At 56.3% G+C, this 26,295-nt stretch carries 27 protein-coding genes; 6 read left to right on the forward strand and 21 right to left on the reverse strand.

What is annotated here, in order from left to right; translation table 11 throughout:
• Window position 1: 1 nt before the first annotated feature.
• Both sdhD and sdhC read right to left on the reverse strand, forming a co-directional pair.
• Window positions 2-370: a succinate dehydrogenase, hydrophobic membrane anchor protein gene (gene sdhD, locus RHM59_RS06645; RefSeq protein ID WP_322169233.1), complete on the reverse strand. Its 369-nt coding sequence runs from the start codon at window positions 368-370 to the stop codon at window positions 2-4.
• Window positions 364-738, reverse strand: coding sequence for a succinate dehydrogenase, cytochrome b556 subunit (gene sdhC / locus RHM59_RS06650; RefSeq protein ID WP_322169231.1), 375 nt, complete (start codon window positions 736-738; stop codon window positions 364-366). Before sdhC ends, sdhD begins: the two co-directional genes overlap by 7 nt.
• Window positions 739-1,100: 362 nt before the next feature.
• Here sdhC and gltA point away from each other — a divergent pair, with 362 nt between their 5' ends.
• The gene (gene gltA, locus RHM59_RS06655) at window positions 1,101-2,390 is read left to right on the forward strand and encodes a citrate synthase (protein WP_322169229.1); all 1,290 of its coding nucleotides are present in this window, start codon (window positions 1,101-1,103) and stop codon (window positions 2,388-2,390) included.
• A 73-nt stretch (window positions 2,391-2,463) separates the two neighbouring features.
• Here gltA and RHM59_RS06660 read toward each other — a convergent pair whose 3' ends face one another.
• The 9 genes from RHM59_RS06660 to RHM59_RS06700 form a co-directional block, all read right to left on the reverse strand.
• Entirely contained in the window at window positions 2,464-3,069 is a 606-nt protein-coding gene (locus RHM59_RS06660; protein WP_322169226.1) for an START domain-containing protein, read from the reverse strand.
• Window positions 3,070-3,151: 82 nt separating this feature from the next.
• Entirely contained in the window at window positions 3,152-3,409 is a 258-nt protein-coding gene (locus RHM59_RS06665; RefSeq protein WP_322169223.1) for a YkgJ family cysteine cluster protein, read from the reverse strand.
• Window positions 3,410-3,510: 101 nt separating this feature from the next.
• Window positions 3,511-4,179 carry a hypothetical protein gene (locus RHM59_RS06670; protein ID WP_322286244.1) on the reverse strand — a complete coding sequence of 223 codons (669 nt, stop codon included), beginning with the start codon at window positions 4,177-4,179 and terminating at the stop codon, window positions 3,511-3,513.
• A 128-nt stretch (window positions 4,180-4,307) separates the two neighbouring features.
• The gene (locus tag RHM59_RS06675) at window positions 4,308-5,747 is read right to left on the reverse strand and encodes a PLP-dependent aminotransferase family protein (protein WP_322169217.1); all 1,440 of its coding nucleotides are present in this window, start codon (window positions 5,745-5,747) and stop codon (window positions 4,308-4,310) included.
• Window positions 5,748-5,967: 220 nt separating this feature from the next.
• Complete coding sequence (locus tag RHM59_RS06680; protein WP_416195057.1) at window positions 5,968-6,795, reverse strand: OmpA family protein; 828 nt, start codon at window positions 6,793-6,795, stop codon at window positions 5,968-5,970.
• Window positions 6,792-7,145, reverse strand: coding sequence for a DUF4398 domain-containing protein (locus RHM59_RS06685; RefSeq protein WP_322169215.1), 354 nt, complete (start codon window positions 7,143-7,145; stop codon window positions 6,792-6,794). The genes RHM59_RS06680 and RHM59_RS06685 overlap by 4 nt, the downstream gene beginning before the upstream one ends.
• A gap of 10 nt (window positions 7,146-7,155) precedes the next feature.
• Entirely contained in the window at window positions 7,156-7,977 is an 822-nt protein-coding gene (locus tag RHM59_RS06690; protein WP_322286245.1) for a substrate-binding periplasmic protein, read from the reverse strand.
• A gap of 140 nt (window positions 7,978-8,117) precedes the next feature.
• Complete coding sequence (locus tag RHM59_RS06695; protein ID WP_322169209.1) at window positions 8,118-9,047, reverse strand: electron transfer flavoprotein subunit alpha/FixB family protein; 930 nt, start codon at window positions 9,045-9,047, stop codon at window positions 8,118-8,120.
• The gene (locus tag RHM59_RS06700; RefSeq protein ID WP_322169207.1) at window positions 9,048-9,797 is read right to left on the reverse strand and encodes an electron transfer flavoprotein subunit beta/FixA family protein; all 750 of its coding nucleotides are present in this window, start codon (window positions 9,795-9,797) and stop codon (window positions 9,048-9,050) included.
• Here RHM59_RS06700 and RHM59_RS06705 point away from each other — a divergent pair.
• A complete protein-coding gene (locus RHM59_RS06705) occupies window positions 9,796-10,047 on the forward strand; it encodes a hypothetical protein (protein ID WP_322169204.1) in 252 nt (83 codons plus the stop codon). The genes RHM59_RS06700 and RHM59_RS06705 overlap by 2 nt on opposite strands.
• 101 nt (window positions 10,048-10,148) lie before the next feature.
• The gene (locus RHM59_RS06710) at window positions 10,149-11,810 is read left to right on the forward strand and encodes an electron transfer flavoprotein-ubiquinone oxidoreductase (RefSeq protein WP_322286246.1); all 1,662 of its coding nucleotides are present in this window, start codon (window positions 10,149-10,151) and stop codon (window positions 11,808-11,810) included.
• A 104-nt stretch (window positions 11,811-11,914) separates the two neighbouring features.
• On the opposite strand, the gene RHM59_RS06715 is transcribed toward RHM59_RS06710, so the two are convergent.
• Window positions 11,915-12,814, reverse strand: a complete 900-nt coding sequence (locus tag RHM59_RS06715) for an AraC family transcriptional regulator (protein ID WP_322286247.1) — start codon at window positions 12,812-12,814, stop codon at window positions 11,915-11,917.
• Window positions 12,815-12,994: 180 nt separating this feature from the next.
• Between RHM59_RS06715 and RHM59_RS06720 the strand changes: the two genes are divergently transcribed.
• Window positions 12,995-14,047 (forward strand): NAD(P)-dependent alcohol dehydrogenase, encoded by a 1,053-nt coding sequence (locus tag RHM59_RS06720; protein ID WP_322169196.1) that lies wholly within the window; start codon window positions 12,995-12,997, stop codon window positions 14,045-14,047.
• Here the strand turns inward: RHM59_RS06720 and RHM59_RS06725 are convergent, their stop codons facing one another.
• The 5 genes from RHM59_RS06725 to RHM59_RS06745 form a co-directional block, all read right to left on the reverse strand.
• A complete protein-coding gene (locus tag RHM59_RS06725) occupies window positions 14,048-14,872 on the reverse strand; it encodes an IclR family transcriptional regulator (protein WP_322169192.1) in 825 nt (274 codons plus the stop codon).
• 57 nt (window positions 14,873-14,929) lie between these two features.
• Window positions 14,930-16,240 (reverse strand): MFS transporter, encoded by a 1,311-nt coding sequence (locus RHM59_RS06730; RefSeq protein ID WP_322286248.1) that lies wholly within the window; start codon window positions 16,238-16,240, stop codon window positions 14,930-14,932.
• Between the two features lie 144 nt (window positions 16,241-16,384).
• Window positions 16,385-17,533: a galactonate dehydratase gene (dgoD, locus tag RHM59_RS06735; protein WP_322286249.1), complete on the reverse strand. Its 1,149-nt coding sequence runs from the start codon at window positions 17,531-17,533 to the stop codon at window positions 16,385-16,387.
• 45 nt (window positions 17,534-17,578) lie between these two features.
• Window positions 17,579-18,199 (reverse strand): 2-dehydro-3-deoxy-6-phosphogalactonate aldolase, encoded by a 621-nt coding sequence (locus RHM59_RS06740; protein WP_322286250.1) that lies wholly within the window; start codon window positions 18,197-18,199, stop codon window positions 17,579-17,581.
• A 1-nt stretch (window position 18,200) separates the two neighbouring features.
• The gene (locus tag RHM59_RS06745; protein WP_322286251.1) at window positions 18,201-19,202 is read right to left on the reverse strand and encodes a 2-dehydro-3-deoxygalactonokinase; all 1,002 of its coding nucleotides are present in this window, start codon (window positions 19,200-19,202) and stop codon (window positions 18,201-18,203) included.
• A gap of 185 nt (window positions 19,203-19,387) precedes the next feature.
• On the opposite strand from RHM59_RS06745, the gene RHM59_RS06750 reads away from it, so the two are divergent.
• Window positions 19,388-20,518 (forward strand): acyltransferase, encoded by a 1,131-nt coding sequence (locus RHM59_RS06750; RefSeq protein ID WP_322286252.1) that lies wholly within the window; start codon window positions 19,388-19,390, stop codon window positions 20,516-20,518.
• A 160-nt stretch (window positions 20,519-20,678) separates the two neighbouring features.
• Here RHM59_RS06750 and asd read toward each other — a convergent pair whose 3' ends face one another.
• From asd to leuC, 4 genes are all read right to left on the reverse strand, one after another.
• Complete coding sequence (gene asd / locus RHM59_RS06755) at window positions 20,679-21,791, reverse strand: aspartate-semialdehyde dehydrogenase (protein WP_322169176.1); 1,113 nt, start codon at window positions 21,789-21,791, stop codon at window positions 20,679-20,681.
• 69 nt (window positions 21,792-21,860) lie between these two features.
• On the reverse strand, window positions 21,861-22,943 hold the full coding sequence (gene leuB / locus RHM59_RS06760; RefSeq protein ID WP_322169173.1) for a 3-isopropylmalate dehydrogenase: 1,083 nt from the start codon (window positions 22,941-22,943) through the stop codon (window positions 21,861-21,863).
• Window positions 22,944-23,065: 122 nt separating this feature from the next.
• A complete protein-coding gene (gene leuD, locus RHM59_RS06765) occupies window positions 23,066-23,707 on the reverse strand; it encodes a 3-isopropylmalate dehydratase small subunit (protein WP_322169170.1) in 642 nt (213 codons plus the stop codon).
• 10 nt (window positions 23,708-23,717) lie between these two features.
• The gene (gene leuC, locus RHM59_RS06770; RefSeq protein ID WP_322169168.1) at window positions 23,718-25,142 is read right to left on the reverse strand and encodes a 3-isopropylmalate dehydratase large subunit; all 1,425 of its coding nucleotides are present in this window, start codon (window positions 25,140-25,142) and stop codon (window positions 23,718-23,720) included.
• Between the two features lie 166 nt (window positions 25,143-25,308).
• On the opposite strand from leuC, the gene RHM59_RS06775 reads away from it, so the two are divergent.
• On the forward strand, window positions 25,309-26,265 hold the full coding sequence (locus tag RHM59_RS06775) for a LysR family transcriptional regulator (protein ID WP_322286253.1): 957 nt from the start codon (window positions 25,309-25,311) through the stop codon (window positions 26,263-26,265).
• The last annotated feature ends 30 nt before the right edge of the window (window positions 26,266-26,295 follow it).

The following is a 26,295-nucleotide window of genomic DNA, read 5'->3' on the forward strand; positions in this document are numbered from 1 at the left end:
ATCAGATACCCCAAAGAATCTGCACACCCCAGACGAAGTAAGCGAACATGGCGATGCCGCATACTGCCTGGAAAAGGAAACGTATTGCAGTCGCGGACTTGCCCAGCGCCATCGGCGTCAGGTAGTCGGTCGCGATGGTCCACATGCCAACCCAGGCATGAGCGCCGAGTGCGACAAGGGCCAGCAGACTGAAGATACGCATCCAGCTGTTCGCGAACAGCTCATGCCATTGGGCGTAGCCCAGGCCTGGGTGTACGACGATGTATCCGATCAGGAATAAAAAATAAGCCGCGAGCACGACCGCAGATACGCGCTGCGCCATCCAGTCGTAAAGGCCCGAACGCGACAGGTTAGTGACGTTGGTTACCATATCCATACTCCTGCCAGAACGATCAACACCACGGATACGGCGAGAACGATTTTCGAGCCCAGCTTGCCGCCTTCCAGCGATTCACCGATGCCCATGTCCATGATCAAGTGGCGAATACCGGCCACCAAGTGATACAGCAAGGCGGACAGGAGGCCCCAAATCACTAGCTTGGCTAGCACACTAGTCAAACACGCCTTCACTTCGCCGAAGCCTTCCTCTGAACCGAGCGACTTGCCTAATGCATAAAGCATGATGGCAAGGCCGACAAACAGGATGATTCCGGAGATACGGTGAAGAATGGACGTGTAAGCAGTGACTGGGAGTTTGATGGTCCTTAGGTCGAGGTTTACAGGTCGTTGGCTATTCACGGCTTTTTTTCACACTGAAGAGCCCCTAACAATCAGGGCAAAGTTGTTGGGAAGTGCACTGGTCAGGTACCCACACCCAGGGAGTGACGACCCCCGTGGAACAGGGCCAAAAGCCCCTGGCGGTCGGACGCCGAGTATAGACAGTTAGGTCGCTAATGACAACGCGCACACAGTCCCTCTAATAGGCAATTGCGCCTGTCAACTAAAAGGCGTAATGGCAGGAAAATTCGAGGAAAAGTCGCGCTAAGAGCCTTCTACTGCAAGACTTTAGGCAAATTGACTTTAGGATTTATCTCACTATAGTGGTCCGGGCCCTGCGTGGGGGGTTTGTCTGATGATTTGAAGCATAAATAGGAGGCCACATGGCTGACAAAAAAGCGCAGTTGATCATCGAGGGCGCAGCCCCCGTCGAGCTGCCGATTCTGACCGGCACCGTTGGTCCCGATGTAATCGACGTTCGCGGTCTTACCGCCACCGGCCGCTTCACATTCGACCCTGGTTTCATGTCGACCGCCTCTTGCGAGTCGAAGATCACGTATATCGACGGTGACAACGGCATCTTGCTGCACCGCGGCTATCCGATCGAGCAACTGGCCGAGCAATCGGACTATCTGGAAACCTGTTACTTGCTGCTCAACGGCGAACTGCCAACCGCCGAGCAGAAAGCTGACTTCGTTGTCATGGTAAAGAACCACACGATGGTGCACGAGCAGTTGAAGACCTTCTTCAACGGCTTCCGTCGCGACGCTCACCCAATGGCTGTGATGTGCGGCGTGGTGGGCGCGCTGTCTGCGTTCTATCACGATTCCCTAGACATCAATAACCCGCAGCATCGCGAAATTTCCGCGATCCGTCTGGTTGCCAAGATGCCAACCCTGGCAGCGATGGTCTACAAGTACTCCATGGGTCAACCCATGATGTACCCGCGTAACGACCTGAACTACGCCGAAAACTTCTTGCACATGATGTTCAACACGCCGTGCGAGATCAAACCGATCAGCCCTGTGTTGGCCAAGGCCATGGATAAGATCTTTATCCTGCACGCCGATCACGAACAGAATGCATCGACATCGACCGTGCGCATGGCTGGCTCTTCGGGTGCTAACCCGTTTGCCTGCATCGCCGCTGGTATCGCTGCACTCTGGGGTCCCGCACACGGCGGCGCGAACGAAGCCGTATTGGCCATGCTGGATGAAATTGGCGATGTGTCGAACATCGACACCTTCATTGCCAAGGCCAAGGACAAGAACGATCCGTTCAAGCTCATGGGCTTCGGTCACCGCGTTTATAAAAACCGCGACCCACGTGCCACTGTGATGAAGCAGACGTGCGACGAAGTATTGAGAGAGTTGGGGATCAAAAATGATCCACAGCTGGAACTGGCTATGCGTCTCGAAGAGATCGCACTGACTGACCCGTACTTCATCGAACGCTCGCTGTACCCGAACGTCGATTTCTATTCGGGCATAATCCTCAAGGCGATCGGCATTCCGACTAGCATGTTCACCGTGATCTTCGCCTTGGCGCGGACCGTCGGCTGGATTTCGCACTGGAAAGAAATGCTGTCCAGCCCGTACAAGATTGGCCGTCCGCGCCAGTTGTACACCGGCTACGTGGCTCGCGACATTGTGCCGCTTAAAGACCGCAAGTAAACGTCGGCCTTAACCCCCGAAGCAAAAAAGGGCTGCCAGTGGCAGCCCTTTTTCATGCCCTCAGAACCGGCGATTATTTCTCCGCCCGCTCCTTCAATGCCTTTAACGTATTGAACGGTGCATCGACGACAAACTTGTTCGCGACCCATGAAGGCACGCTACCACCAGGTTCCGTGTGAACCTGATAGGTCACTTCTGTCTGATCCGAGCCCTTGGGCACGAACTTCCAGAACCCTTCTACCTGAGCAACCCGCACAAAGCCCTTTTCTTCCGGGATGTAGGTGGGAACGCCTTCAAGCTTGCGGGTCAGGACGCCATCAGCCCCCTCCTCCGTGGTGACCATCAACACCGAATCACGTGGAGTCACTGGCCAAGGCGTATTGAATTGGGTGTAAGTCCAGACCTTGCCGCCGTCTATCTTCAGCACTTTCTGCGTCTTGCACTCATGTATCCAGGCACAGGCACCTACCACGTCCTCCTGCAATTTGCGCAGCTGCGCCAAGCTTGCCTTGATCGTGGTAACACCGCGATAAGCCTTGTACTGCGAACCTGCTACCTCGCTCAGAGAAACCGTTATCCCGCCCTCATTCTTGGCAACCTGCCAATTATCAGCGTGAGCGGTAGCAGCCATCAACACAGTCAAACCACCTACAACAGCCATCCGATGCAACGAACCCATTGTTATATTCCTTTTTGGCAAAGTTCTGGTAAATCGGTTTGCGGTATATCCGTTTGCTCACTCATCACATAAAACCAATTGCTTATACGCTCGCGGTGGCGTGCTCCCACCAGCCAATCAAGCGAATCGCTTCAGACTGGCTAGTGCCGCAGACTTCCTCATCTGCCGAAAAAGCGCTACACACCGCCGGCCGCTCCGGCCTACCGAACAAGGCGCACATCGATTCGACAGAAAGGTGCAGGCAGCGTTCTCCAGCGGCTTTGCCATTTGGCATGCCAGGGATAGGCGAACTGATGGAGGGAGCGACGCAGCAAGCGCCGCACTGCGGACGACAGTCCATGACCGGTATTCTCGCGCAAGGAAGCAATGGGCTAACCGAGGAAGATAGTACAGGCTAAAACGACCGTTTGAAATCAGGACATTTTTGGACGCCTACACACGCTATTGCTTGAATTCAAAATCCAGGGCGGCGCCCTCGACTTCCCGATGACTTTCATCGCGAAGCTGCAACTGCATTTGATTGCTCAATAAACGACCGTTCAGTTGGAACGGGCTGTCTTTGCTGGACTTTTTCTCACTGAACATAGGCGGCAGGACCGCTTTATGAATCATGGGCGCGACTTTGCCGGCAGGCTGCAGTTGGTCAACCATGTCGCTGGGTAAGGTCAAATCGAGACTCGGCTTGTCCAGGCGTGTTTGCTGGACCACCTCACTGGCGGGCTTGGTTTTGCTGGCGATCGGAGCATGGGACTTGCCCGTCACTGCGTTGGCCGTCGTTTTGACGATTACCGGTTTCTTAACTGACGAGGATTGAGCATGAGCGATTATGACGGGCACCACCGCTACATTGGGTGCCAAGACGTGCTCAGGCTCTCGCTCCAGTTGCTTGAACGGCGCAGCAGCAGGTGCTTCAGCGACCAATGGCGCTGAAGGTTTCACCACAGCCTGCGACGAATCACTGTGGGGCTGCGCCGCTGGTTTTATTTCAACTGGAACGGACTCGACCGATACCTTGGGCGTTGGCGCGGGAGGCGCTGGCGACTTGTCACCGTCACACGCGCTTAACAGCGTAATCAGCAGCAGACCAATAAACCTAGAAAAGTTATTCATGATTTGAGACGAAAGTTACACATAGGCAGAGGGACATATGCTCGCCTGTTGGCCGGTCCGTGACAAGCAGTCCGACTCATCCAGCCATAGAAAACCATTGGCGCGGTTTCTGTTTCGACGCTGAATCCCTAATACGCTAACGCCGCTTCCTGACACAATTGCTTGGCCAGCATTCCTAATGTCATCACTGCACGCTCAGCTTCGCGGTTCCATGGGACACCACAGTTGAGCCGAATGCAGTGATTGAACTGCTCTGTATTGCTGAAAATCAACCCTGGGGCGATGCTAATCCCCTGCTCAAGCGCTCGAACATGCAACTCTTGGGTATTTACCCGTCCTGGCAAACTCACCCACAGAATAAAACCACCCGTCGGACGGCTCATTTGTGTGCCTTCCGGGAAATACTGCTGCACTGCCAGTTGGAAGGCGCTGAGGTTCTTGCGATATTCAAGCCGAATAAAGCGCAAATGGCGGTCATAGCCACCATTTTCCAGATAAGCGGCAACTCCCATTTGCGTAACGCTGCATGCCGAATGAGTGCTAAACGTCTGCAAGCGCTGAATTTCCGCCTGATACTTGCCAGCGATTACCCAACCAATACGCACGCCGGGTGACAACGTTTTGGAAAAACTGGAGCAATAAATCACATGCCCCAATCGATCAAACGCCTTTAACGACTTAGTGCGCCCTAGCTCAAACATCAATTCGCCGTATATGTCATCTTCAACAATCTGAATATCGAAGTCGGACGCCAGGCGCAGCAGGTGTTTCTGCCGCTCTTCGGGAACGGTTCCGCCCAACGGATTACTCAGCCGCGAGGTCATCACCAATGCCTTGATCGACCATTGATTGGCCGCCAACTGCAATGCTTCAAGACTGATGCCAATGGCCGGATCACTGGGAATCTCGATAACCTTGAGCCCCAACAGGTCCGCCAACTGCAATAGGCCATAGTAGGTGGGCGATTCGGTCGCGATCAAATCGCCTGGACGGGTCAATACGCGCAGGGACATCTGCAATGCGTCAACGCAACCATGGGTGATCACAACTTCGGACGGGTCCACCACCACGCCAGCGTCACGCATGCGAATGGCAACTTGCCGGCGCAACGGCTCAAAGCCGGGGCTGAACATGTAACTAAAGGCACGCGGGCTTTGAAAGCGCGTCACTTTGGCAATTTGTTGATGAAGGGCACGCACTGGCAAATAGTCGACATGAGGCGTGGCGGCCCCCAGCGGAAATACACCCTCTCGCCGTGATTCGACCAATACTTGCTGAATGATGCTGCTGCGCGTAACCAGGCCGGGACGCTCGACACGGGCGATATCAGGGGTCGGCGCGGTCAGCGCCGGAGTTTGGTGCACGTAATATCCAGATTGCGGCCGCGCACGGATCAAACCCTGATCTTCAAGGTTCGCGTAGGCCTGTAGCACGGTGGCATGACTGACGTTGAGCTGCGAACTCATTTTGCGAACCGAGGGTACACGCTCGCCAGGCTGATAAACGCCGCGACGAATATCCTCAGCCAACTGCTGGGCAATGCGCTGATAAAGCAGAAGATTAGTCACGAGACGGGCCTCGATTTCACTGACAACGTATTTTTATAGGGAATTTAAGTCGGTCGCCGACCGTAACAGTTAAGAAGTGTACTGGAACAGTTCGTTTAAACAATAGTGGCTTTTAACAGTGTAAAAATCTAATGGCGGGTGTAAGTGCCAATATCGAGGATTTCTCGCGCACAGTAAAACCCGGTACTGCGCAGGCACCGGGCTTTATTCACAAATAAAGTTAGCGTTTAGAGCCTAGAAAGCCTTTATCGTCGGAAAAAACGATCTCGACGCGACGATTTTTCGCCCTGCCCCGCTCCGATGCGTTCTCATCGATAGGAAACTGATCGCCGTAGCCTTCGACCTGGATACGCGCGTCATCAATGCCCAAATCGGTGATCACATCCGCCACCGCCTGAGCGCGCTCTTTGGATAACTGAAGGTTTTCCTGCGCGTCGCCCGTACTGTCGGTATAGCCCTCAATGCGAACAATGCGTTTCGGATTGAGCTGAAGAAACTGCACCAGCTTCAGCAGCGTGCGGTTGGCCGAGGATTTGAGTTCTGCGTTGCCTGTATCAAACAACACGTCGCCCAAGGTCATGACCAGACCGCGATCCGTTTGCGTCGTCACCAGAGCGACCATTTGCTCTTCCAGCCATTTCCCTCGCTGCTGAAGACTGGACAACTTCGCTTCACGTAGCTCTAACTGCAAACGCTGGCGCTCCAGTTCGGACTTGGCGAGCTGCTCCTGATTGAGCATAAGTTTTGTGTGCTCGCGAGCAATTGCGCTGTAGCGACTGCTGAGATAAGCGTAGTGATTGACGTCTGCGCCGCTGCCCCAATACGTGGACAGTCGTTCAGCCCGGGCCAACGACTCACCGGCCCGAATAACATCCTTGGGCGCCCCTCGCAGAACATCGGAGTCTTCTTTGACTTTCTGGAAATCGGCGCTGGCTTGCTGCAACGCATGATCGCTGCCTTGATGGCCGGCACACCCATAAAGGCTCGCCGCGGTCAACATCATCAACACACTGACAAGCCGAGGAACTTGATTCAATGGGCGGCTCATTCCGTCACCCCTACTTGCTTGTGCAAGCGATTTAGCCGGATATTCAGTTGCGACAGTTGCTCTTCGCTTTTTTCGGTCAGTACCCGAGCTTCGGCCAACCTGGCATCCAACTCTGATTGTTCAGCCTGCATGCGAGCGGCTTTAAAGGCGTTTTTACCCATGTCGACATGAGCCTGTATACGTTTCGACTGAGCAAGATCCATCTCCGGCATGTCATCGGTGGCGCCCACTGCTTTAGCTTGTTCGACCGCCTGGTCCGTGAGTTTCAATTGCGCAATGGGGGCTGGATCGTTGGCGCAGCCAACCAGAGCGGCAAAGGCCGCCGCGACGAATAAAGGTCGAATAGTCACGAAAATATCCCTACTGATTGGAGGCACTGGCCGGTTGCAATTGCGCTTTCCACAGCTCTAGATTGCGCGTCACCGCATCGCTTGATAGGCCTGAGGCGGCCAATTCTGTCATTTTTTTCGTCAACTGTCCGCGCAGCCAGGGTTCGTTGCAGGCCGAGTTGAATGACACGCCGAGGTACAAACCGGTTTTATCGACAGGCAATTGCTGGGCGATCAGGTCGGCGGATAATCCCAGCGTTTGGGTCCTGGCCAGCCCTGAGTAACGACCAGCAAGGACATATTCAAACTGCCCACCCATCAGTTTTTGAAAGGCTTCGGTCAGATTGACCGTGCGCACTACGCTGAGGTGCTCGGCGACTGCCGTTTCGAAATCAGGGCTCAAACGGATCTTTTCAGACATGCCACCGGGATGCCCGTGCAAATCGGCCAGCGCATTGAACGGTTGCAAATGACCACGTCGAGTCCAGACCATGATTTCGTTCTGGATGATCGCGGGATGGATGTAATCCAACGATTCCAACTCTGTGGTTTTCAGCGGCGCATCGATCAGTAAATCCATCCGGCCGCTGCGCACCTCATCCAGCGCCTCGCTGCGTTTGCCGGCATACAAAATGTCGACTTTCACGCCCATTTCTTGCGCGGCTTGCTTAAACAAATCCGCATTGGCGCCCATCAGGTGTTTTGGGTCCCGAGGATCGCGCCATAAATAGGGAGGCGCATCGGGGCTTCCGGTTGCGATCACGCGTTCGCATTTACCGACGGCAAAGGCGCACATGGGCAGCATGAACATACCGAAGAGAAACGCTGACGGTAGCAGCCGAGGCTTGCTCATGGATGAATCCTTAATCGAAGCCAATAAAAAAACCCGCTCATTGGAGGCTGCGCAAAATGTGCGGCGCGTCGACATCCGACTCACCGCTTTTCACTCAACCCCGAAACGAACGGGTTCTCTTTATAAGTGAAGAGCCTGGATTAAACCAGCTTCTCAAACTCAGGTACGGCGTCGAACAAATCAGCAACCAGGCCGTAATCAGCCACTTGGAAAATCGGCGCTTCTTCGTCTTTGTTGATCGCAACAATTACTTTGGAGTCTTTCATACCGGCCAAATGCTGGATCGCGCCGGAAATACCGACGGCGATATACAGCTGTGGCGCAACGATTTTGCCGGTCTGACCGACCTGCATGTCGTTGGGTACAAAACCTGCGTCGACGGCGGCGCGTGAAGCACCCACCGCTGCGCCCAGCTTGTCAGCCAGAGCGTACAGGTGTTTGAAGTTGTCGCCGTTCTGCATGCCACGACCGCCGGAAACGACGATTTTAGCGGCTGTCAGCTCTGGACGGTCCGACTTGGCCAACTCTTCGCTGACGAAGGAAGATTTGCCCGCATCGTGAGCAGCAGCAATCGCTTCAACCGAAGCCGAACCACCTTCAGCGGCGACCGGATCAAAACCCGTTGCTCGCACAGTGATCACTTTGATCGCTGCCGAAGACTGTACGGTGGCAATGGCGTTACCGGCATAGATCGGACGCTTGAAGGTGTCAGCGCTTTCGACAGCGACGATTTCCGAAATCTGATCAACATCCAACTGCGCAGCAACACGCGGCAGGATGTTTTTACCGTTGGACGTCGCGGCGGCCAGAACGTGGCTGTAGCCCGAAGCCAGTTCGACAATCAGCGGTGCAACGTTTTCCGGCAACTGATGCGCGTAGGCAGCGTTGTCTGCGACCAGAACTTTCGAAACGCCCGCAATTTTCGCGGCGGCTTCAACCACTGCACCGACATTGGCGCCGGCTACCAGCAGGTGAATGTCACCGCCGATTTTTACAGCGGCAGCCACGGTGTTCAACGTTGCAGGCGCAACGACGCCATTTTCGTGTTCTGCAATAACCAAGATAGTCATTTAGATTACCTTCGCTTCGTTTTTCAGTTTCTCGACCAGTTCAGCCACGGACTTGACCTTGATGCCTGCGCTGCGAGTGGCCGGCGCTTCAACTTTCAGGGTTTTGGTCGTGGAGGCGGTAGATACGCCCAAAGCGTCAGGAGTCAGCACTTCAAGCGGCTTCTTCTTGGCTTTCATGATGTTTGGCAAGGACGCGTAACGTGGCTCGTTCAGACGCAAGTCTGTGGTCACGATCGCTGGAAGGCTCAGGGAAACAGTTTGCAGGCCGGCATCCACTTCGCGAGTGACGCTGACTTTGTCCCCAGACACTTCGATTTTAGAAGCGAAGGTACCTTGGGCGTATCCGCTCAAGGCAGCCAGCATCTGACCGGTCTGGTTGTTGTCGCTGTCGATGGCCTGTTTACCCAGGATCACCAACTGCGGTTGTTCTTTGTCGACTACTGCCTTGAGCAGCTTGGCCACGGCCAGCGAATTCAACTCTTCGGCGCACTCAACCAGAATGGCGCGATCAGCCCCCAGAGCCAGTGCTGTACGCAGTTGCTCCTGAGCCGTGGTCGGACCGACAGAAACGACGACGATCTCGGTGACGACGCCTTTTTCTTTCAGGCGTACGGCTTCTTCCACAGCGATTTCGCAGAAGGGATTCATCGACATTTTGACGTTAGCGAGGTCGACGCCGGAGTTGTCCGCTTTGACGCGAACCTTGACGTTGTAGTCGACCACTCGTTTGACAGCTACAAGAACCTTCATGGATTCCTCGTTACTCTCCGGTGAAAAGGAAGTCGCCTGGACAGACCTGGCGATCGGTGCAGCCTACGGCGAGCGTAAAACCGCCCGTATCTTGACCGGAACACGTTTTCTGGTCAATACGACAAAACGGCCACTTATAAGCCGTGCGACTTTGATTTATCAGGGTTACAGCGCATTCAAACAAACGTTTGTATTGGACCTGCGCGATGGTGTAGCTATAATGCGCCCCTTTGACTGCGCGCGGCGGTAAGAATGTTTGATGCGCGGCTTCATTTATTACCTATAAAACTTAGTCTTAATAAAACTTAGTACCTATAAAAATACTGTTGAGCCCTGAGTAGGAGATAGCCTGTGGAACGCGAATACATGGAATTCGACGTCGTCATCGTCGGCGCCGGCCCCGCGGGCCTTTCCGCCGCTTGCCGCCTGAAACAAAAGGCTGCCGAAGCCGGAAAGGAAATCAGCGTCTGCGTGGTTGAAAAAGGCTCCGAAGTGGGCGCTCACATTTTGTCCGGCGCGGTGTTCGAGCCTCGCGCGCTTACCGAATTGTTCCCAAGCTGGAAAGAACTGGGCGCGCCGCTGAACACGCCGGTCAAACGCGACGACATTTTCGTGCTTAGAACCGCTGACACCGCGACCAAAGTACCTAACTTCCTTGTGCCTAAAACCATGCACAACGAAGGCAACTACATTATCTCGCTGGGTAACCTTTGCCGCTGGCTGGCTCAGCAGGCCGAAAACCTCGGCGTGGAAATCTACCCTGGCTTTGCTGCCCAGGAAGCACTGATCGACGACAAAGGTGCCGTCACCGGGATTCTTACCGGCGACTTGGGCGTTGACCGTGAAGGCCATCCGAAAGACAGCTTTACCCCCGGCATGGAACTGCGCGGCAAATACACGCTGTTCGCCGAAGGCTGCCGTGGGCACATCGGCAAGCAACTGCTCAAGCGCTTCAACCTGGACGTCGAAGCCGACACCCAGCATTACGGCATCGGCCTGAAAGAGATCTGGGAAGTCGATCCAGCCAAGCACGAACAAGGCCTGGTGGTTCATACCGCCGGCTGGCCGCTGGACGTGATGAGCAGCGAGAACACCGGTGGTTCTTTCCTTTATCACCTGGAAAACAATCAGGTGGTTGTCGGATTGATCGTTGATCTGTCGTACAGCAACGCCTTCTTGTCGCCGTTCGACGAATTTCAGCGCCTCAAGCACCACCCGGTCATCAGCCAATACCTGGAAGGCGGCAAGCGCATCAGTTACGGCGCGCGGGCTATCTGCAAAGGCGGTCTGAACTCCCTGCCGAAGATGGTTTTCCCCGGCGGCGCGCTGATCGGTTGTGAACTGGGCACCCTGAACTTCGCCAAAATCAAAGGCAGCCACACCGCCATGAAGTCCGGCATGCTCGCAGCGGACGCCGTGGCTGACGCGCTGTTCGCTGGCAATGAAGGCGGCGATGAACTGACCACCTACGTTGACGCGTTCAAAGCCAGTTGGCTGTATGAGGAATTATTCGCCAGCCGCAACTTCGGCCCGGCGCTGCACAAGTTCGGCCCGATCATGGGTGGCGCATTCAACTTCGTCGATCAGAACCTGTTTGGCGGCAAAATTCCGTTCACCCTGCACGATACCAAGCCGGATTACGCCTGCATGAAGCTGGCCGCCGACTCGACGAAGATCAACTATCCAAAGCCGGACGGCAAACTCAGTTTCGACAAACTCAGCTCGGTCTTCCTCTCCAGCACTAACCATGAAGAAGAGCAGCCGTGCCACCTGAAGCTGACCGACCCAAGCATTCCGATCAGCATCAACCTGCCGCTGTATGACGAACCGGCACAGCGTTACTGCCCGGCCGGCGTGTACGAAGTGATCACCAAGGAAGACGGTGAGAAGCGCTTCCAGATCAACGCGCAAAACTGCGTCCACTGTAAAACCTGCGACATCAAAGACCCGTCGCAGAACATCACCTGGGTGGCGCCAGAAGGCAGCGGCGGCCCGACTTACCCGAATATGTAAGCCCAACGGTAGGAGCCAACTGGTTGGCGAGGCGTCCTGATGCGCTGTACATCAAATTGCTTCGCCCAGACGTTGGCGCCTACAGACGGTGTGTGTTTTAGACCTTAAAACCGCACGCCAACCCCCTCCTCCCCAGGGTTTCGCTCAAAGTAGCGCTTATATTCGCGGCTGAATTGCGAGGTGCTTTGATAGCCGACCCGCATCGCCACTTGCGCCACTCCAAGGCCTTCGGCGACCAAAATCTGTTGCGCCTTTAGCAGCCGCAAACGTTTCAAATACTGAACCGGCGACAGCAACGTGCTGCGTTTGAAATGCTCATGAAAGGTCGAGGCGCTCATGTTCGCGCAGCGAGCCAAGGTGTCAACGCTGAGCGGCTCAGCAAAGTGCGTGTGCAGATGAGTCAACGAAGCCGCCACCCGGGCAAATTGCCCGTGTTGCTCGACCAAGGCGCGCAACACGCCCGCTTGCGGTCCACGCAACGCGGCATACAACACTTCCCGCAGCCGCGCGCGGCCCATGATCCGGCATTCCAATGGGTCATGCAGACAGCGCAATAACCGTTCAACGCTCTCGCGCATTTCCGTATCCAGCGCCACCGACGTCATGGACTCCGGGGTTTGTACTTGAGCGCTCGAACCCGGCATCAACCCCATGGCCAATACCAACTCGCCCAGCACTATCCGATCGATGTCGATGGAGACGCCCAGCAAAGGCGCCTCCGGCGAGGCGTAGGTTTCATACTCGAAGGGCACCGGCAACGCCTGAATCAAGTAATGGCCAGCACCATATTCCAGGGTTCGATCACCCAAATACGCGATTTTGCTGCCTTGGGCGATGATGACCAGACTAGGCTCGTAGATCTGCGGGCAGCGTGCGACATTTCGGTCTGCAGACCAGATGTTTACCTCAGGCAATAACGTCGACACCAGGCCGGTACGCAGGGCGAGCGGCTGTAGCAGGGAAACCAGCGTGGCGTTAGCTTCGAGGTGACGCGTCAAGAACATGGTCGATGCTTCATAAAGAGTGGATGGTTGCATCATCGCAGATCTAACCCAGGATTCGACCCAAAACAGGTTATGTCGGAGGAATAGGCATAACAGGCGGAGGAATTGCCATAGCCGATAAAACGATGCACGGGGAGAATGGTCTGTGTCATTCCAGTTAACGTTTTTGCGAGGTTCAACATGTTCAAAGCCATTGGTTACGCCGCTCAATCAGCGACCGCACCCCTAGCCCCCATGACGTTCGAACGCCGCACTCCACGCGCCGATGACGTGGCCCTTGAGGTCCTGTTCTGCGGCGTGTGCCACTCCGACATTCACCAGGCACGCAACGAATGGGGCTTCGCCAGCTACCCATTGATGCCCGGCCATGAAATTGTCGGCAAAGTCACCTCAGTCGGCGCAGACGTCAGCAAATACAAAGTCGGCGACATCGTCGGCGTTGGTTGCCTGGTCGACTCTTGCCGCACCTGCGAAGCCTGTGAAGCCAATCTTGAGCAATATTGCCTCGACGGCCCGACTCAGACTTACGCTTCCCGCGACCGCGTTGATGGCACCCTGACCATGGGCGGCTATTCAAACGCCATGGTAGTCAGCGAGCGTTTCGTAGTGCGTATTCCAGAGAAACTGGACTTGGCCAGCGCTGCACCAATCCTGTGTGCCGGTATCACCACCTACTCGCCGCTGAAGCATTTCGGTGTCAAGCCGGGCGACAAGGTTGGCGTACTCGGCATGGGCGGTCTGGGCCACATGGGCATCAAGTTCGCCAAGGCCATGGGCGCTGAAGTCACCCTGTTCACCCGTTCCGAAGCCAAGGCTGAAGAAGGCCGTCGTCAAGGCGCGGACCACGTGATCGTTTCCACCAATGAGAACCAGATGAAGGACGCCGCTGGGCGTTTCAACTTTTTGCTGGACACCATTCCGGTGCAACACGACCTCAACCCGTACCTGCAAACCCTGCGTTTCGACGGCGTGCATATCCTGGTGGGCTTGATCGAACCGATTGATCCGCCTGTGCACGGCTTCAACTTGGTGGCCAAACGTCGCGTCATCGCAGGTTCAATGATCGGCGGCTTGGCGGAAACTCAGGAAGTGCTGGATTTCTGCGCGGAACACGGCATCACTTGCGACATCGAAATGCTCGACATCAAGAACATCAACGAAGCCTTTGAGCGCGTCGTCAAAGGCGACGTGAAGTACCGCTTCGTGATCGACATGAAAACGTTGAAAGCCTGATCAGGGCCTTGCCCCTAACTCGGCCGAGAGTCGCGCTGCGGCGTCTTTGATCAGCGGAATCAACTCGGCCATTTTCTCCAAGGGCATATAGGGCAAGGTACTGGCGATGCTGATGCCGGCGACAATCACGTTGCTGGCGTCACGCACCGGCGCTGCCACACAGCGAATCGACGGTTCGTTGTCTTCCAGATCAAACGCATAGCCCCCCGCCACATACTCCTGCATCCGCTGCTGAAACTGCTCCCACGACTGCTCTCGGTGCTGCGGCCACAACGTCGCTTTGCCATCGACCGGCAGGCTGATGTGGTACAAGCGACGCCATTCCTCCGGCACACAATCAATCATCAGCGCTTTACCAATCCCGGTGCGCGCCAACGGCATGCGATGGCCTACCCGCGAACGCATTTCCGGTCCATTGCGGCCGGGATTTTTGTGCAGGTACAGCACGTCATCGCCTTCACGAATCGCCAGATGCACGGTGTCACCGGTCAACGAGGACAGTTCGTCCAGGTACGGACGCGCCAATATCGCCAGCGGCACTTCTTCGCGGGCCTGAAAACCCAACTCAATCAGCTTGGGGCCCAACAAATAACCCACGTGGGGCATTACGCGCAGATAACGCTCGTCCACCAGACAACTGACCAGCCTGTGGGTGGTGCTGCGCGTGGTACCGATGATGCGCGCGATCTCCTTGAGGTCGCGGGCACCGCTAGCGACTGCCTGGACCACGCCAAGACCGCGCAACAGTGTTTGGGTCCCGGTGGGTGCCGCGTCCTTGTCTTTGACCGCGCCGTTGTTCGCCGTGGCGATTGAGTCGTGTGGCATATCAGCGCCTTATCCATTCAAAAAGCGGGCGGCATTATCGCCGCCCACGTGCAGGGCTTACAACTCGATGCGTTCGACCTTGCCCACCAGCAAGATGTAGGACAGCGCGCCGACCAAAGCCAGCACCGCGACGTAGGTGATGGCCGGTGCGAAGGAATCGCCGGTTGCCAAGAAGCCAATCACAATCGGCGTGGTAATGGCCGACAAATTACCGATGAAGTTGAAGGTGCCGCCGGTTAAACCGAGCAACCGCGCCGGGGCCAAGGTGGACACCAGTGACCAGGTGATGGACGCCAAGCCATTACCGAAAAACGCCAAGGCGAGAAAGGCAATCACCAACGGTGTCGATTCAACGTAGTTAGCGCCGATGATCGAAGTGGAAATCAGCAACCCACCGATGATCGGCAGCTTGCGGGCGAAACCCACACTGTTGCCCCGGCGAATCAGCCAATCGGAAAAGAACCCCGAGCACAGCACCCCCACGAACGCGGCGAGAAACGGCAGCGATGCCAACAGCCCGGACTTGATAAAGTCCATGCCACGGTATTTCACCAGGTAGGTGGGAAACCACGTCAGGAAAAACCACAGCGTGGAGTTCAAGCAAAACTGGCCCAGGTAAATACCCCATAGCTTGCGTTTGCTCAGTACGATCCTCAGGTCCAACCAACTGAAACGGCGTTTCTCTTTCTCGGTAGTGGCCTGGATATCCACCAACCCTCCACCGTCGCGGATCAGCTCGATTTCCGCCTCATTGATGCCCTTGAAGTCACGCGGCTCGCGATACACCGCAAACCAAATCAGCGCCCAAATCACACCAACTACACCCGTACTGACGAAGACCATTTGCCAGCCGAATTGCGCTTGCAGCCACGCCAATACCGGGGTTAGAAAGGCCAGGCCGACGAATTGGCCAGAGGTGTAAAAGCCAATGGCAGTTGCCCGTTCACGCTCTGGAAACCAGGTGGTGACGACGCGACTGTTGATGGGGTACGCAGGGGCTTCCATCGCCCCGACTGCCAAGCGCAGGAAGAACAGCGCAATAAAGCTGGCGGCGAATCCCAGCAGGACAGTGGCCAGTGACCACAACAGCAGCGCGGCCGTGTACAGAACTCGCGGTGGTACGCGGTCAACCAGCCAACCCCCGGGGAGTTGCATGGCGGCGTAAGTCCAACCGAAAGCGGAGAAAATCAGGCCGACGTGAATCGGATCGATGCCCAACTCAGTGGTCAAGGCCGGAGCGGCAATCGACAGGTTGCTGCGGTCGAGATAATTGATCACCACGGTGATGAACAGCAGCACCATGATGAAGAAACGCTTACGGCTGGGCGTTACAAGCGACGCCTTACCCGCGAAGGCTTGAGGTTGCATGGCGAGTGCCTCTTTTTATGGTTATTTGAGGGCGCTGTAGAACCTGCGGGAGTAGGCTTGCCTGCGAATAGCAGAATGCGGTGTGTCAGACAAACCGCATTCGCAGGCAAGCCTGCTCCCACAGTATTTAGTCAGTTTTACGGTCTACCACTCAGCAAAACTGCCATCGGCGTGGCGCCAGATCGGGTTGCGCCAGCGGTGGCCGATGGCCGCGCGTTCAATGACGTATTGCTCGTTGATTTCAATGCCCAACCCCGGGCCGTTAGGGATCTTCACCATGCCTTTGTCGTAATCGAACACTTCGGGATTTTTGATGTAGTCCAGCAGGTCGTTGCTTTCGTTGTAGTGGATGCCCAGGCTTTGCTCCTGAATGAACGCGTTGTAACAGACCGCGTCCAGCTGCAAACACGCCGCCAGAGCAATCGGCCCCAACGGGCAGTGCAACGCCAGCGCAACGTCGTAGGCTTCGGCCATGTTGGCAATTTTGCGGGTTTCGGTGATACCGCCCGCGTGGGACGCATCCGGTTGAATGATGTCGACATAACCCTCACTCAAGATCCGCTTGAAATCCCAACGCGAGAACAACCGCTCACCCAGGGCAATCGGGGTGCTGGTCAGCGGCGCCAATTCCTTGAGCGCTTCATAGTTCTCGCTGAGCACCGGTTCTTCGATGAACATCAGCTTGAACTGATCCAGCTCTTTCATCAGAACCTTGGCCATGGGCTTGTGGACCCGGCCGTGGAAGTCAACGCCAATGCCGACGTTAGGCCCGACGGCATCGCGCACGGCGGCGACATTGGCCAGCGCCAGTTCAACTTTTTCAAACGAATCGAGAAACTGCAGCTCTTCGGTGCCGTTCATTTTCACCGCAGTAAAACCGCGCTCCACCGCTTCCTTGGCCGCCTTTGCGGTTTCCGCAGGTCGATCGCCGCCGATCCATGAATACACGCGAATCTTGTCGCGCACCTGGCCGCCCAGTAGATCGCTGACCGAAACACCCAGCGCCTTGCCCTTGATGTCCCACAACGCCTGATCGATGCCCGCCAGCGCACTCATGTGGATCGCGCCACCCCGGTAGAAGCCGCCGCGATACAGCACCGTCCAGATGTCTTCAATGTTGCGTGGGTCTTTGCCGATCAAGTAATCAGACAATTCTTCTACCGCTGCGGCTACCGTGTGTGCACGACCTTCGACCACCGGCTCGCCCCAACCGGTGACGCCTTCGTCGGTTTCTATCTTGAGAAACAGCCAGCGCGGCGGGACGATGTACGTCGTAAGTTTGATGATTTTCATGGGTGCGCTCTCTTATTGGAGGCGACGCTAGGGGCGTCGATCAGATCAATGCAAATCGTTCCACGCCGACACGTAGGCCTTGGCCCGCTCCTCGACATCGGCAGCGCTCATGCCGGGTGTGAACAACCCGGAACCCAAACCAAACCCCGACACACCGGCGTCGATGAACACCTGCATGTTGTCCGGCGTGATGCCACCCACCGGAATTAACGCGGTGCCCTTGGGCAGTACCGCAAGAAACGCCTTGACCACGGCCGGGCCCATTTGCTCGGCCGGGAACAGCTTCAGCACATCAGCGCCTTCAGCCAGCGCCGCAAACGCTTCGGTCGGTGTTGCGACACCCGGCGACAGGAACAAACCCGCAGCTTTAGCCGCGCGCAATACCTTGGGGTCGCTGTGGGGCATGACGATAACCTGTCCGCCCGCCTCTTTGACCAACGCCACTTGCTCCGGGGTCAACACCGTGCCGGCACCGATCAGGCAATCAGCAGGCAACGACTGACGCAGAATTCGGATGCTGTCGTAGGGTTGCGGCGAGTTGAGCGGCACCTCGATGACCCGAAAGCCGGCCTTGTACAACACCGCACCAATGGGCGCGGCTTCGTCTGGGCGCAAGCCACGAAGAATGGCTATCAAGCCGTTTTTAACCAATGCTTGTTTGAGCATGTCAGACCTCTGAAAAAGTGGGTTTGAGCAAGTTGGCCTGCACCGCCAACTGCCACAAACCGCGTTCGGTGGCCTGTTCGGCCAAGGTCACCTGAGCGAAACCGCAGGCAGCCAGCGCACGAGAATAGCGCGCGCAGAGCTGGGCATTGCCGATCAGGATGATGGGGGGAAGCCGTGTATCTAAAGCGTGGCGTCGTCGCTGTAAGGCGACCAACGCGACCAGCTCGTGACCGATCAGTAGCCCGGAGAGGTAGTCAGGCTGGGCGCCGGCACTGAGTTCTCCGGTCAAACCCAAGGTCCGGCAACTGAAGATGGTCGATAGCGGCCCGGCAGCGCCATCGTCTGACAGAGCAACCTCGACGCCTCGATCAAATGCGGCGCCGTCGAAGGTTTCGCTGATACGCATGGTGCGACCCAGGATGGTGTGGGTGCTGAGCGCGGCATACACCTCGCCGGTCATGAACGTATCGAAGTGCACGATGCAACCGTCAGCCACCTGGACCCATTTCGAATGGCTGCCCGGTAGGCCGATCAAGATTGATTGCTCTGGGGCTTGGATGGGAAAACTGGCGAGAATACCCAGCACTTGGGTTTCTTCGCCGCGCATCACATTGGGCAACGCCGATCGCTGCAACACACCGGGGACGATGTGGACGTCAACTCCGCGCGCACTGCGCACGGTTTGCAACGCAGCGCTGAGACCGGCGACATCCGCTGGCGTTTCGCGGTACACCGCTTCGCGCCAGCCTTGCGCGCTACCAACCATGCCGCAGGCGATAACCGGTGTTCCCGGCTGTGCGTCGAGCCAGTCACCACAGGCCTCGTCGAACGCCAGTTCAAATCCATTGGCACACATCACGCCCGCGATCAGTCGCGGCGTGGTGGGCAGTTGCATGATGCCTGCGCTCAGGAAGCGCTGGTCCAGCACTTGGCCGTGTTCGCCAAGTCGATAAGCACGAAGGGAGGTTGTTCCCCAGTCGAGCGCGATCAAATGCGCCTGCATCGCTTCACCTTTTATTGTTCGGGTAATGAAGGTGCCATTTGCGTGGCGAGATCGACTATAAACCCGAAACACAAAATATCTCAATATGTAAATTCATATCCCATATATAGGGATAGTGCGGAGAAGTAATAGGTGCTCTACGCTGGCAGTGTCGGCACAGACTGAACATTCCAAGGATGAACCTGATGAAGCAATTTCAAGCATTGAATAGCCTTCGCGGCCTGTGTGCCTTAGCCATGGTCGTTCACCACTCTCATGTGCTGCAAAGCATCACTGAATGCCCGCTGTTCAAGACGGCCCATTACCTCGTCGAGTACTTTTTCGCGCTGAGCGGGTTTGTGTTGTATCAGCGCTATGCCCAGTCGTTGGGTTCGACGGCGCAACTGCGTCAGTTCATGGTCACCCGTACGTGCCGGGTGTATCCGTTGCACCTGTTCATGCTGCTGGTCTTTATGGGCTTCGAGTGTTTGAAGCTGATCCTTGAGCGCCGTGGTATTACCCTCAACAATGTCAGCTTTACCGGCGACCGGGCTGTCGGCGAGATTGTGCCCAACCTGTTGCTGATCCAGGCCTGGTGGCCGGGCTTCAATGCCCTGTCATTCAACTATCCATCGTGGATCGTCAGCGTCGGGTATTACGTATGCCTGCTGTTTGGCGGGGTCGCACTGATGTTGCCGCGACAATCGACCAAGGCCTATGGGGCGCTGGCTGCGCTGGCGGTACTTGGGCTGTATGTCGGCAATACACCGCTGGCGGACAACGTCTTACGCGGTGTGAGCTGTTTCTTTGCGGGGGGCATCACGTATCGGATTTATACCCGATTGCGCCTTCTGCGCTTGAGCCTATTAGTGGGCAGCGTGTTGGAGGTGATGATTCTTGGGCTGATTTACCTCGTCATGACCCGCAGCGAAACATCACAGGACGCCGCGCTGGCGATACTGTTCTGTGTGGCAGTCGGGGTCTTTGCGTTTGAGGCAGGTGCGATATCGTTACTGCTGCGCGGGCGTCTATTGGAGTGGCTTGGAGAGCGCTGGTTTTCGATCTACATGACCCACGCTGCAGTGATTTTCGTGACCACTGTCGCTGTGATGATGAGCGCTAAGCTCTCCGGCTTGTCGCTGATGATTGATCTACCGGGCACAGCGATACGTTACATCAGCACCGGTAGCGCGCTGCTGGATAACCTGCTGATCATGGTTGAGTTGATTTCGGTGCTGGGTGTATCAGCGCTGACCTACCGGTACATCGAACGGCCCGGCATAGCGCTGGGCAAGCGATGGAATACGTTGCGTGGCGATGAAAGGCTTGCCGACTGATCAGATCGTATTCTTCTGGAGCCAACGTGTTGGCGAAGGGCTTGACGCGGTGTATCACGTCAAACGCCTCGCCAACACGTTGGCTGCTACAGACGTTTAACCAAAATGAACAAAAAAACCGCGTCATTTTTAGACGCGGTTTTTTTAAGCTTCGACTAAATCAACGCTCCAGCAAAATTCGCAGCATGCGACGTAGCGGTTCGGCTGCGCCCCAGAGCAATTGGTCGCCAACGGTAAACGCGCCCAGGTATTGCGACCCCATGTTCAGCTTGCGCAAACGTCCAACTGGAATGCTCATGGTGCCGGTCACTGCCGTCGGGCTCAGGTCTTGAATGCTGGCCTCCCGGTGGTTTGGCACCAGTTTCACCCAAGGGTTGTGCTGGCTGATCATGCCTTCGATGTCGGCAATCGGTACGTCTTTGTTCAGTTTGATGGTCAAAGCCTGGCTGTGGCAGCGCATGGAGCCGATGCGCACGCAAATACCGTCCACCGGAATCGGGCTCTTGAAGCGACCTAGAATCTTGTTGGTCTCAGCCTGGCCTTTCCATTCTTCACGGCTCTGACCGTTGGGCAGTTCCTTGTCGATCCACGGGATCAGGCTACCGGCCAATGGCACACCGAAGTTTTCCGTCGGGAACCCTTCGCTGCGCATGGCTTCAGCCACCTTGCGGTCAATGTCGAGGATAGCGCTGGCGGGATTCGCCAATTCGTCCGCCACCGAGGCGTGGGCGGCGCCCATCTGCTTGATCAGTTCACGCATGTTCTGCGCGCCAGCCCCGGAGGCCGCCTGATAGGTCATGACATTCATCCACTCGACCAGACCGGCTTCAAACAAGCCGCCCAAGCCCATCAACATCAAGCTGACGGTGCAGTTGCCGCCGATGTAATTCTTGGTTCCGGCATCCAGTTGCTGGTCAATGACCCGGCGGTTAACCGGGTCCAGCACGATCACGGCGTCATCCTGCATACGCAGGCTCGACGCGGCATCGATCCAGTAGCCCTTCCAGCCCGCTTCACGCAGCTTCGGAAATACTTCGTTGGTGTAGTCGCCACCCTGACAGGTCAGAACCACGTCAAGGGTTTTGAGTTCGTCGATGCTGTAAGCATCTTTGAGCGGTGCAGTATCCTTGCCCACAGCCGGGCCTTGGCCACCCACGTTGGACGTGGTGAAGAACACCGGTTCGATCAGATCAAAATCCTGCTCTTCCAGCATCCGCTGCATGAGCACGGAACCGACCATACCGCGCCAACCGATCAGACCTACACGTTTCATCGCAACTACACCCTTAACAAAAAGTGGGACGCTGCCGCCAAAGACTTTGGAGGCAGCGGGCCCGAGAGATTACAGATTCCGCAGCGCGGCGACTACTGCATCGCCCATTTCCTGTGTTCCAACCTTGGCGTTACCCGTAGACCAGATGTCACCGGTGCGCAAACCTTGGTCCAGAACCAGGCTCACAGCCTTCTCGATGGCATCGGCGGCGTCGTTCAGATTGAAGCTGTAACGCAACATCATTGATACCGACAGAATCGTCGCCAGCGGGTTGGCAATGCCCTGCCCGGCGATGTCCGGCGCCGAACCGTGACACGGCTCGTACATGCCCTTGTTGTTGATGTCCAGCGACGCCGACGGCAGCATGCCGATGGAACCGGTGAGCATCGACGCCTGATCGGACAAGATGTCGCCAAACATGTTTTCGGTGACGATCACGTCGAACTGTTTCGGCGCCTTGACCAATTGCATGGCAGCGTTGTCGACGTACATGTGGCTCAACTCAACGTCAGGGTAATCCTTCGCAACTTCTTCGACCACTTCACGCCACAACTGGCTAGCTTCAAGCACGTTGGCTTTGTCCACTGAACACAGCTTTTTGCTGCGCAGACGCGCCATGTCGAAACCTGCACGGGCAATACGACGGATCTCACTCTCGCTGTACGGCAGCGTGTTGTAGCCTTCGCGCTCGCCATTATCGAGGGTTCGGATGCCGCGTGGGGCGCCGAAATAGATACCACCGGTCAGTTCGCGAACGATGAGGATATCCAGCCCCGACACCACTTCTGGCTTCAAGGTCGAAGCCTCAGCGAGTTGCGGGTACAGAATGGCCGGACGCAGGTTAGCGAACAGCTTCAATTGCGAACGGATTTTCAACAGGCCTTTTTCCGGGCGAATCGAACGGTCCAGCTTGTCCCATTTCGGTCCACCCACCGCGCCGAGCAATACGGCGTCAGCTGCGTGAGCACGGGCCAGGGTTTCATCCGCCAATGGCACGCCGTGCTTATCGATGGCTGAACCGCCAATCAGATCGTGACTGAGTTCAAAACCCAGCTGATATTTGTCATTGGCCAGTTCCAGCACCTTAACCGCCTCAGCCATGATTTCAGGACCGATGCCATCACCCGGGAGAATCAGAATCTGCTTGCTCATGGTTTCCTCAATTCTTTATAAAACGTAAACGAACCTCTGTAGGAACCAACTTGTTGGCGAAGCGGCGTATCTGATACACCGCGTTGTACGCCTCGCCAACACGTTGGCTCCTACAGGTACGATCAGTCGCGAAACAACCAAGGCTGGCTAGCCCGGTGCTTGCCTTCAAAACTGGCAATCGCATCGGCGTCCATCAAGGTCAGGCCGATGTCATCCAAACCGTTGAGCAGACAATGTTTACGGAACGCATCGACTTCAAAGCTCAACACTTTACCGTCTGGACGGGTCACCGTCTGCGCTTCCAGATCAATGCTCAGTTGATAACCCGGATTGGCGTCGACTTGCTCGAACAATTCATCGACTTCTACATCGCTCAGAATGATCGGCAACAGGCCATTCTTGAAGCTGTTGTTGAAGAAGATATCGGCATAACTCGGCGCGATGACGCTGCAAAAGCCATATTCTTCCAGCGCCCACGGCGCGTGCTCACGGCTGGAGCCGCAACCGAAGTTCTCACGGGCGAGCAATACGCTCGCCCCTTGATAACGTTCGTGGTTGAGCACGAAATCCTTATTCAACGGACGCTTGGAGTTGTCTTGATACGGTTGCCCGATGTCCAGATAACGCCACTCATCAAACAGGTTGGGGCCAAAACCGGTGCGCCGGATCGACTTCAGAAACTGCTTGGGAATGATCTGATCGGTGTCAACGTTGGCACGATCCAAAGGAGCGACAAGGCCGGTGTGCTGAGTAAATGCTTTCATGCTGGGCTCCTCAGTGTTGGATCAAGTTGCGAACGTCGACGAATCGACCGTTAATCGCCGCCGCTGCGGCCATGGCCGGGCTGACCAGGTGCGTACGACCACCCGCGCCTTGACGGCCTTCGAAGTTGCGGTTGGAGGTAGACGCGCAATGCTCGCCGGATTCCAAACGGTCCGGGTTCATCGCCAGGCACATGGAACAGCCCGGTTCACGCCACTCGAAACCGGCTTCGATGAAGATCTTGTCCAGCCCTTCTTTCTCAGCCTGCGCTTTAACCAGACCTGAACCTGGCACCACGATCGCTTGCTTGATGGTCGAGGCGACTTTGTTGCCTTTGGCAATGTCGGCCGCAGCGCGCAAGTCTTCGATTCGCGAGTTGGTGCAAGAACCGATGAACACCCGATCCAACTGGATATCGGTGATCGCCTGATTGGCTTTCAAACCCATGTATTTCAGAGCACGTTCAATGGAGCCGCGCTTGACCAAATCAGCTTCTTGAGCCGGGTCAGGCACGTTTTGATCCACCGCCAAGACCATTTCCGGGGATGTGCCCCAGCTGACTTGTGGCTTGATCTGGGTAGCGTCGAGTTTAACCACGGTGTCGAACGTCGCATCCGTGTCGGACACCAAGTCTTTCCAGGCTTCAACCGCCAAGTCCCACTCTGCGCCTTTCGGGGCAAATGGACGACCTTTCACGTACGCAACGGTCTTTTCATCGGCGGCGACCAGACCCACACGGGCGCCGGCTTCGATGGACATGTTGCAGATGGTCATGCGGCCTTCAACCGACAAGTCGCGGATGGCGCTACCGGCGAACTCAATGGCGTGGCCATTGCCGCCGGCGGTGCCGATTTTGCCGATGATCGCCAGCACGACGTCTTTAGCGGTCACGCCAAACGGCAATGTGCCTTCGACCGAGACCAGCATATTTTTCATTTTCTTGGCCACCAGGCACTGAGTGGCGAGCACGTGCTCGACCTCCGAGGTACCGATACCGTGGGCCAAGGCACCGAACGCGCCGTGGGTGGAGGTGTGCGAATCGCCGCAGACCACGGTCATGCCTGGCAAGGTCGCGCCCTGCTCGGGACCGATCACATGAACGATACCCTGACGTGGGTCATTCATCTTGAATTCAGTAATGCCATATTCGTCGCAGTTGTCATCCAAGGTCTGGACCTGCAGGCGCGACACTTGGTCAACGATGGCTTCGATCCCGCCTAGGCGGTCCGGAGTAGTCGGCACGTTGTGGTCTACGGTGGCGATGTTGGCGTCGATCCGCCAAGGTGCGCGCTTGGCCAACCGAAGCCCTTCAAAGGCTTGCGGCGAGGTCACTTCATGAATGATGTGACGGTCGATATAAATCAGCGCCGAACCATCATCGCGCTGTTTAACCACGTGCGATTCCCAAAGCTTGTCGTAGAGCGTTTTGCCGGCCATCAGACGTTTCCTCATCAGCGGTCTATCTATGCCAATCACCCGCGCCCCGATTTTTTAACCGGTTAACACAATGACCTCGTGGCTTGTGAGGTGAATCCTATGGGGTATGATTAAATAACTCAAATTCATATTTTTTATGCTTTGGATAACTTACTGGAATACGACGATGGACTTGGCCAACCTCAATGCTTTTATCGCGATTGCCGAGACCGGTGGTTTCTCCACGGCAGGCGAGCGCTTGCACCTCACCCAGCCCGCCATCAGTAAGCGTATTGCCGGTCTGGAACAGCAACTTAACGTCAGGCTGTTCGACCGCTTGGGCCGGGAGGTCAGCTTGACCGAAGCCGGTCGGGCGCTGCTGCCAAGGGCCTATCAAATTCTCAGCGTGCTTGACGACACCCGTCGTGCGCTGACTAACCTGACCGGCGAAGTCAGCGGGCGCCTCACATTGGCCACCAGCCACCACATCGGCCTGCACCGTCTGCCGCCACTATTGCGCGAGTTCACCCGTCGCTATCCTGAGGTGGCACTCGACATCCAGTTTCTCGACTCGGAAGTGGCCTACGACGAAATCCTCCATGGTCGCGCAGAGCTGGCGGTGATTACCTTGGCACCGCAACCCCATGCGCTGATGAAAGCCGTGCTGGTCTGGGATGACCCGCTGGATTTTGTTGCTGCCCCGGAGCACCCGCTGGTCAACAATGGCCCTGTCGGTCTGACCGACGTCGCGCGTTATCCGGCAGTGTTTCCCGGCGAAAATACCTTTACTCACCACATCGTCAGCCGCTTGTGCGAAGCTCAAGGATTGAAACCGAATATTGCCATGAGCACCAACTATATGGAGACCATCAAGATGATGGTTTCCATCGGTTTGGCGTGGAGTGTGCTGCCACGCACCATGCTCGACAATCAGGTGGCGCGCATTCCGTTGCCGGGTATACAACTGACGCGCCAGTTAGGCTATATCGTCCACACCGAGCGTACGTTGTCCAACGCTGCCAGGGCATTCATGGCGCTGTTGGACGCACAAATCATTGCCCCTGACGCCAGCCTTCTTCGGGCTGAAGGGGACCACTTGTTCGCCGCGCCTCAAGGTTTGTTGAACGATGCCCAAGACAGCTGACAGCTTGCCCTTCCTTGCACTCAGTCGGTC

Source organism: Pseudomonas sp. MH10 (assembly GCF_034353045.1).
Classification (GTDB): domain Bacteria; phylum Pseudomonadota; class Gammaproteobacteria; order Pseudomonadales; family Pseudomonadaceae; genus Aquipseudomonas.

Coding starts and splice junctions, on each gene's coding strand:
- sdhD (WP_322169233.1), bottom strand. CDS start 370: ATGGTAACCAACGTCACTAACCTGTCGCGTTCGGGCCTTTACGACTGG.
- gltA (WP_322169229.1), top strand. CDS start 1,101: ATGGCTGACAAAAAAGCGCAGTTGATCATCGAGGGCGCAGCCCCCGTC.
- RHM59_RS06660 (WP_322169226.1), bottom strand. CDS start 3,069: ATGGGTTCGTTGCATCGGATGGCTGTTGTAGGTGGTTTGACTGTGTTG.
- RHM59_RS06665 (WP_322169223.1), bottom strand. CDS start 3,409: ATGGACTGTCGTCCGCAGTGCGGCGCTTGCTGCGTCGCTCCCTCCATC.
- RHM59_RS06670 (WP_322286244.1), bottom strand. CDS start 4,179: ATGAATAACTTTTCTAGGTTTATTGGTCTGCTGCTGATTACGCTGTTA.
- RHM59_RS06680 (WP_416195057.1), bottom strand. CDS start 6,795: ATGAGCCGCCCATTGAATCAAGTTCCTCGGCTTGTCAGTGTGTTGATG.
- RHM59_RS06690 (WP_322286245.1), bottom strand. CDS start 7,977: ATGAGCAAGCCTCGGCTGCTACCGTCAGCGTTTCTCTTCGGTATGTTC.
- RHM59_RS06695 (WP_322169209.1), bottom strand. CDS start 9,047: ATGACTATCTTGGTTATTGCAGAACACGAAAATGGCGTCGTTGCGCCT.
- RHM59_RS06705 (WP_322169204.1), top strand. CDS start 9,796: ATGGATTCCTCGTTACTCTCCGGTGAAAAGGAAGTCGCCTGGACAGAC.
- RHM59_RS06700 (WP_322169207.1), bottom strand. CDS start 9,797: ATGAAGGTTCTTGTAGCTGTCAAACGAGTGGTCGACTACAACGTCAAG.
- RHM59_RS06715 (WP_322286247.1), bottom strand. CDS start 12,814: ATGTTCTTGACGCGTCACCTCGAAGCTAACGCCACGCTGGTTTCCCTG.
- RHM59_RS06720 (WP_322169196.1), top strand. CDS start 12,995: ATGTTCAAAGCCATTGGTTACGCCGCTCAATCAGCGACCGCACCCCTA.
- RHM59_RS06725 (WP_322169192.1), bottom strand. CDS start 14,872: ATGCCACACGACTCAATCGCCACGGCGAACAACGGCGCGGTCAAAGAC.
- RHM59_RS06730 (WP_322286248.1), bottom strand. CDS start 16,240: ATGCAACCTCAAGCCTTCGCGGGTAAGGCGTCGCTTGTAACGCCCAGC.
- dgoD (WP_322286249.1), bottom strand. CDS start 17,533: ATGAAAATCATCAAACTTACGACGTACATCGTCCCGCCGCGCTGGCTG.
- RHM59_RS06740 (WP_322286250.1), bottom strand. CDS start 18,199: ATGCTCAAACAAGCATTGGTTAAAAACGGCTTGATAGCCATTCTTCGT.
- RHM59_RS06745 (WP_322286251.1), bottom strand. CDS start 19,202: ATGCAGGCGCATTTGATCGCGCTCGACTGGGGAACAACCTCCCTTCGT.
- RHM59_RS06750 (WP_322286252.1), top strand. CDS start 19,388: ATGAAGCAATTTCAAGCATTGAATAGCCTTCGCGGCCTGTGTGCCTTA.
- asd (WP_322169176.1), bottom strand. CDS start 21,791: ATGAAACGTGTAGGTCTGATCGGTTGGCGCGGTATGGTCGGTTCCGTG.
- leuB (WP_322169173.1), bottom strand. CDS start 22,943: ATGAGCAAGCAGATTCTGATTCTCCCGGGTGATGGCATCGGTCCTGAA.
- leuD (WP_322169170.1), bottom strand. CDS start 23,707: ATGAAAGCATTTACTCAGCACACCGGCCTTGTCGCTCCTTTGGATCGT.
- leuC (WP_322169168.1), bottom strand. CDS start 25,142: ATGGCCGGCAAAACGCTCTACGACAAGCTTTGGGAATCGCACGTGGTT.
- RHM59_RS06775 (WP_322286253.1), top strand. CDS start 25,309: ATGGACTTGGCCAACCTCAATGCTTTTATCGCGATTGCCGAGACCGGT.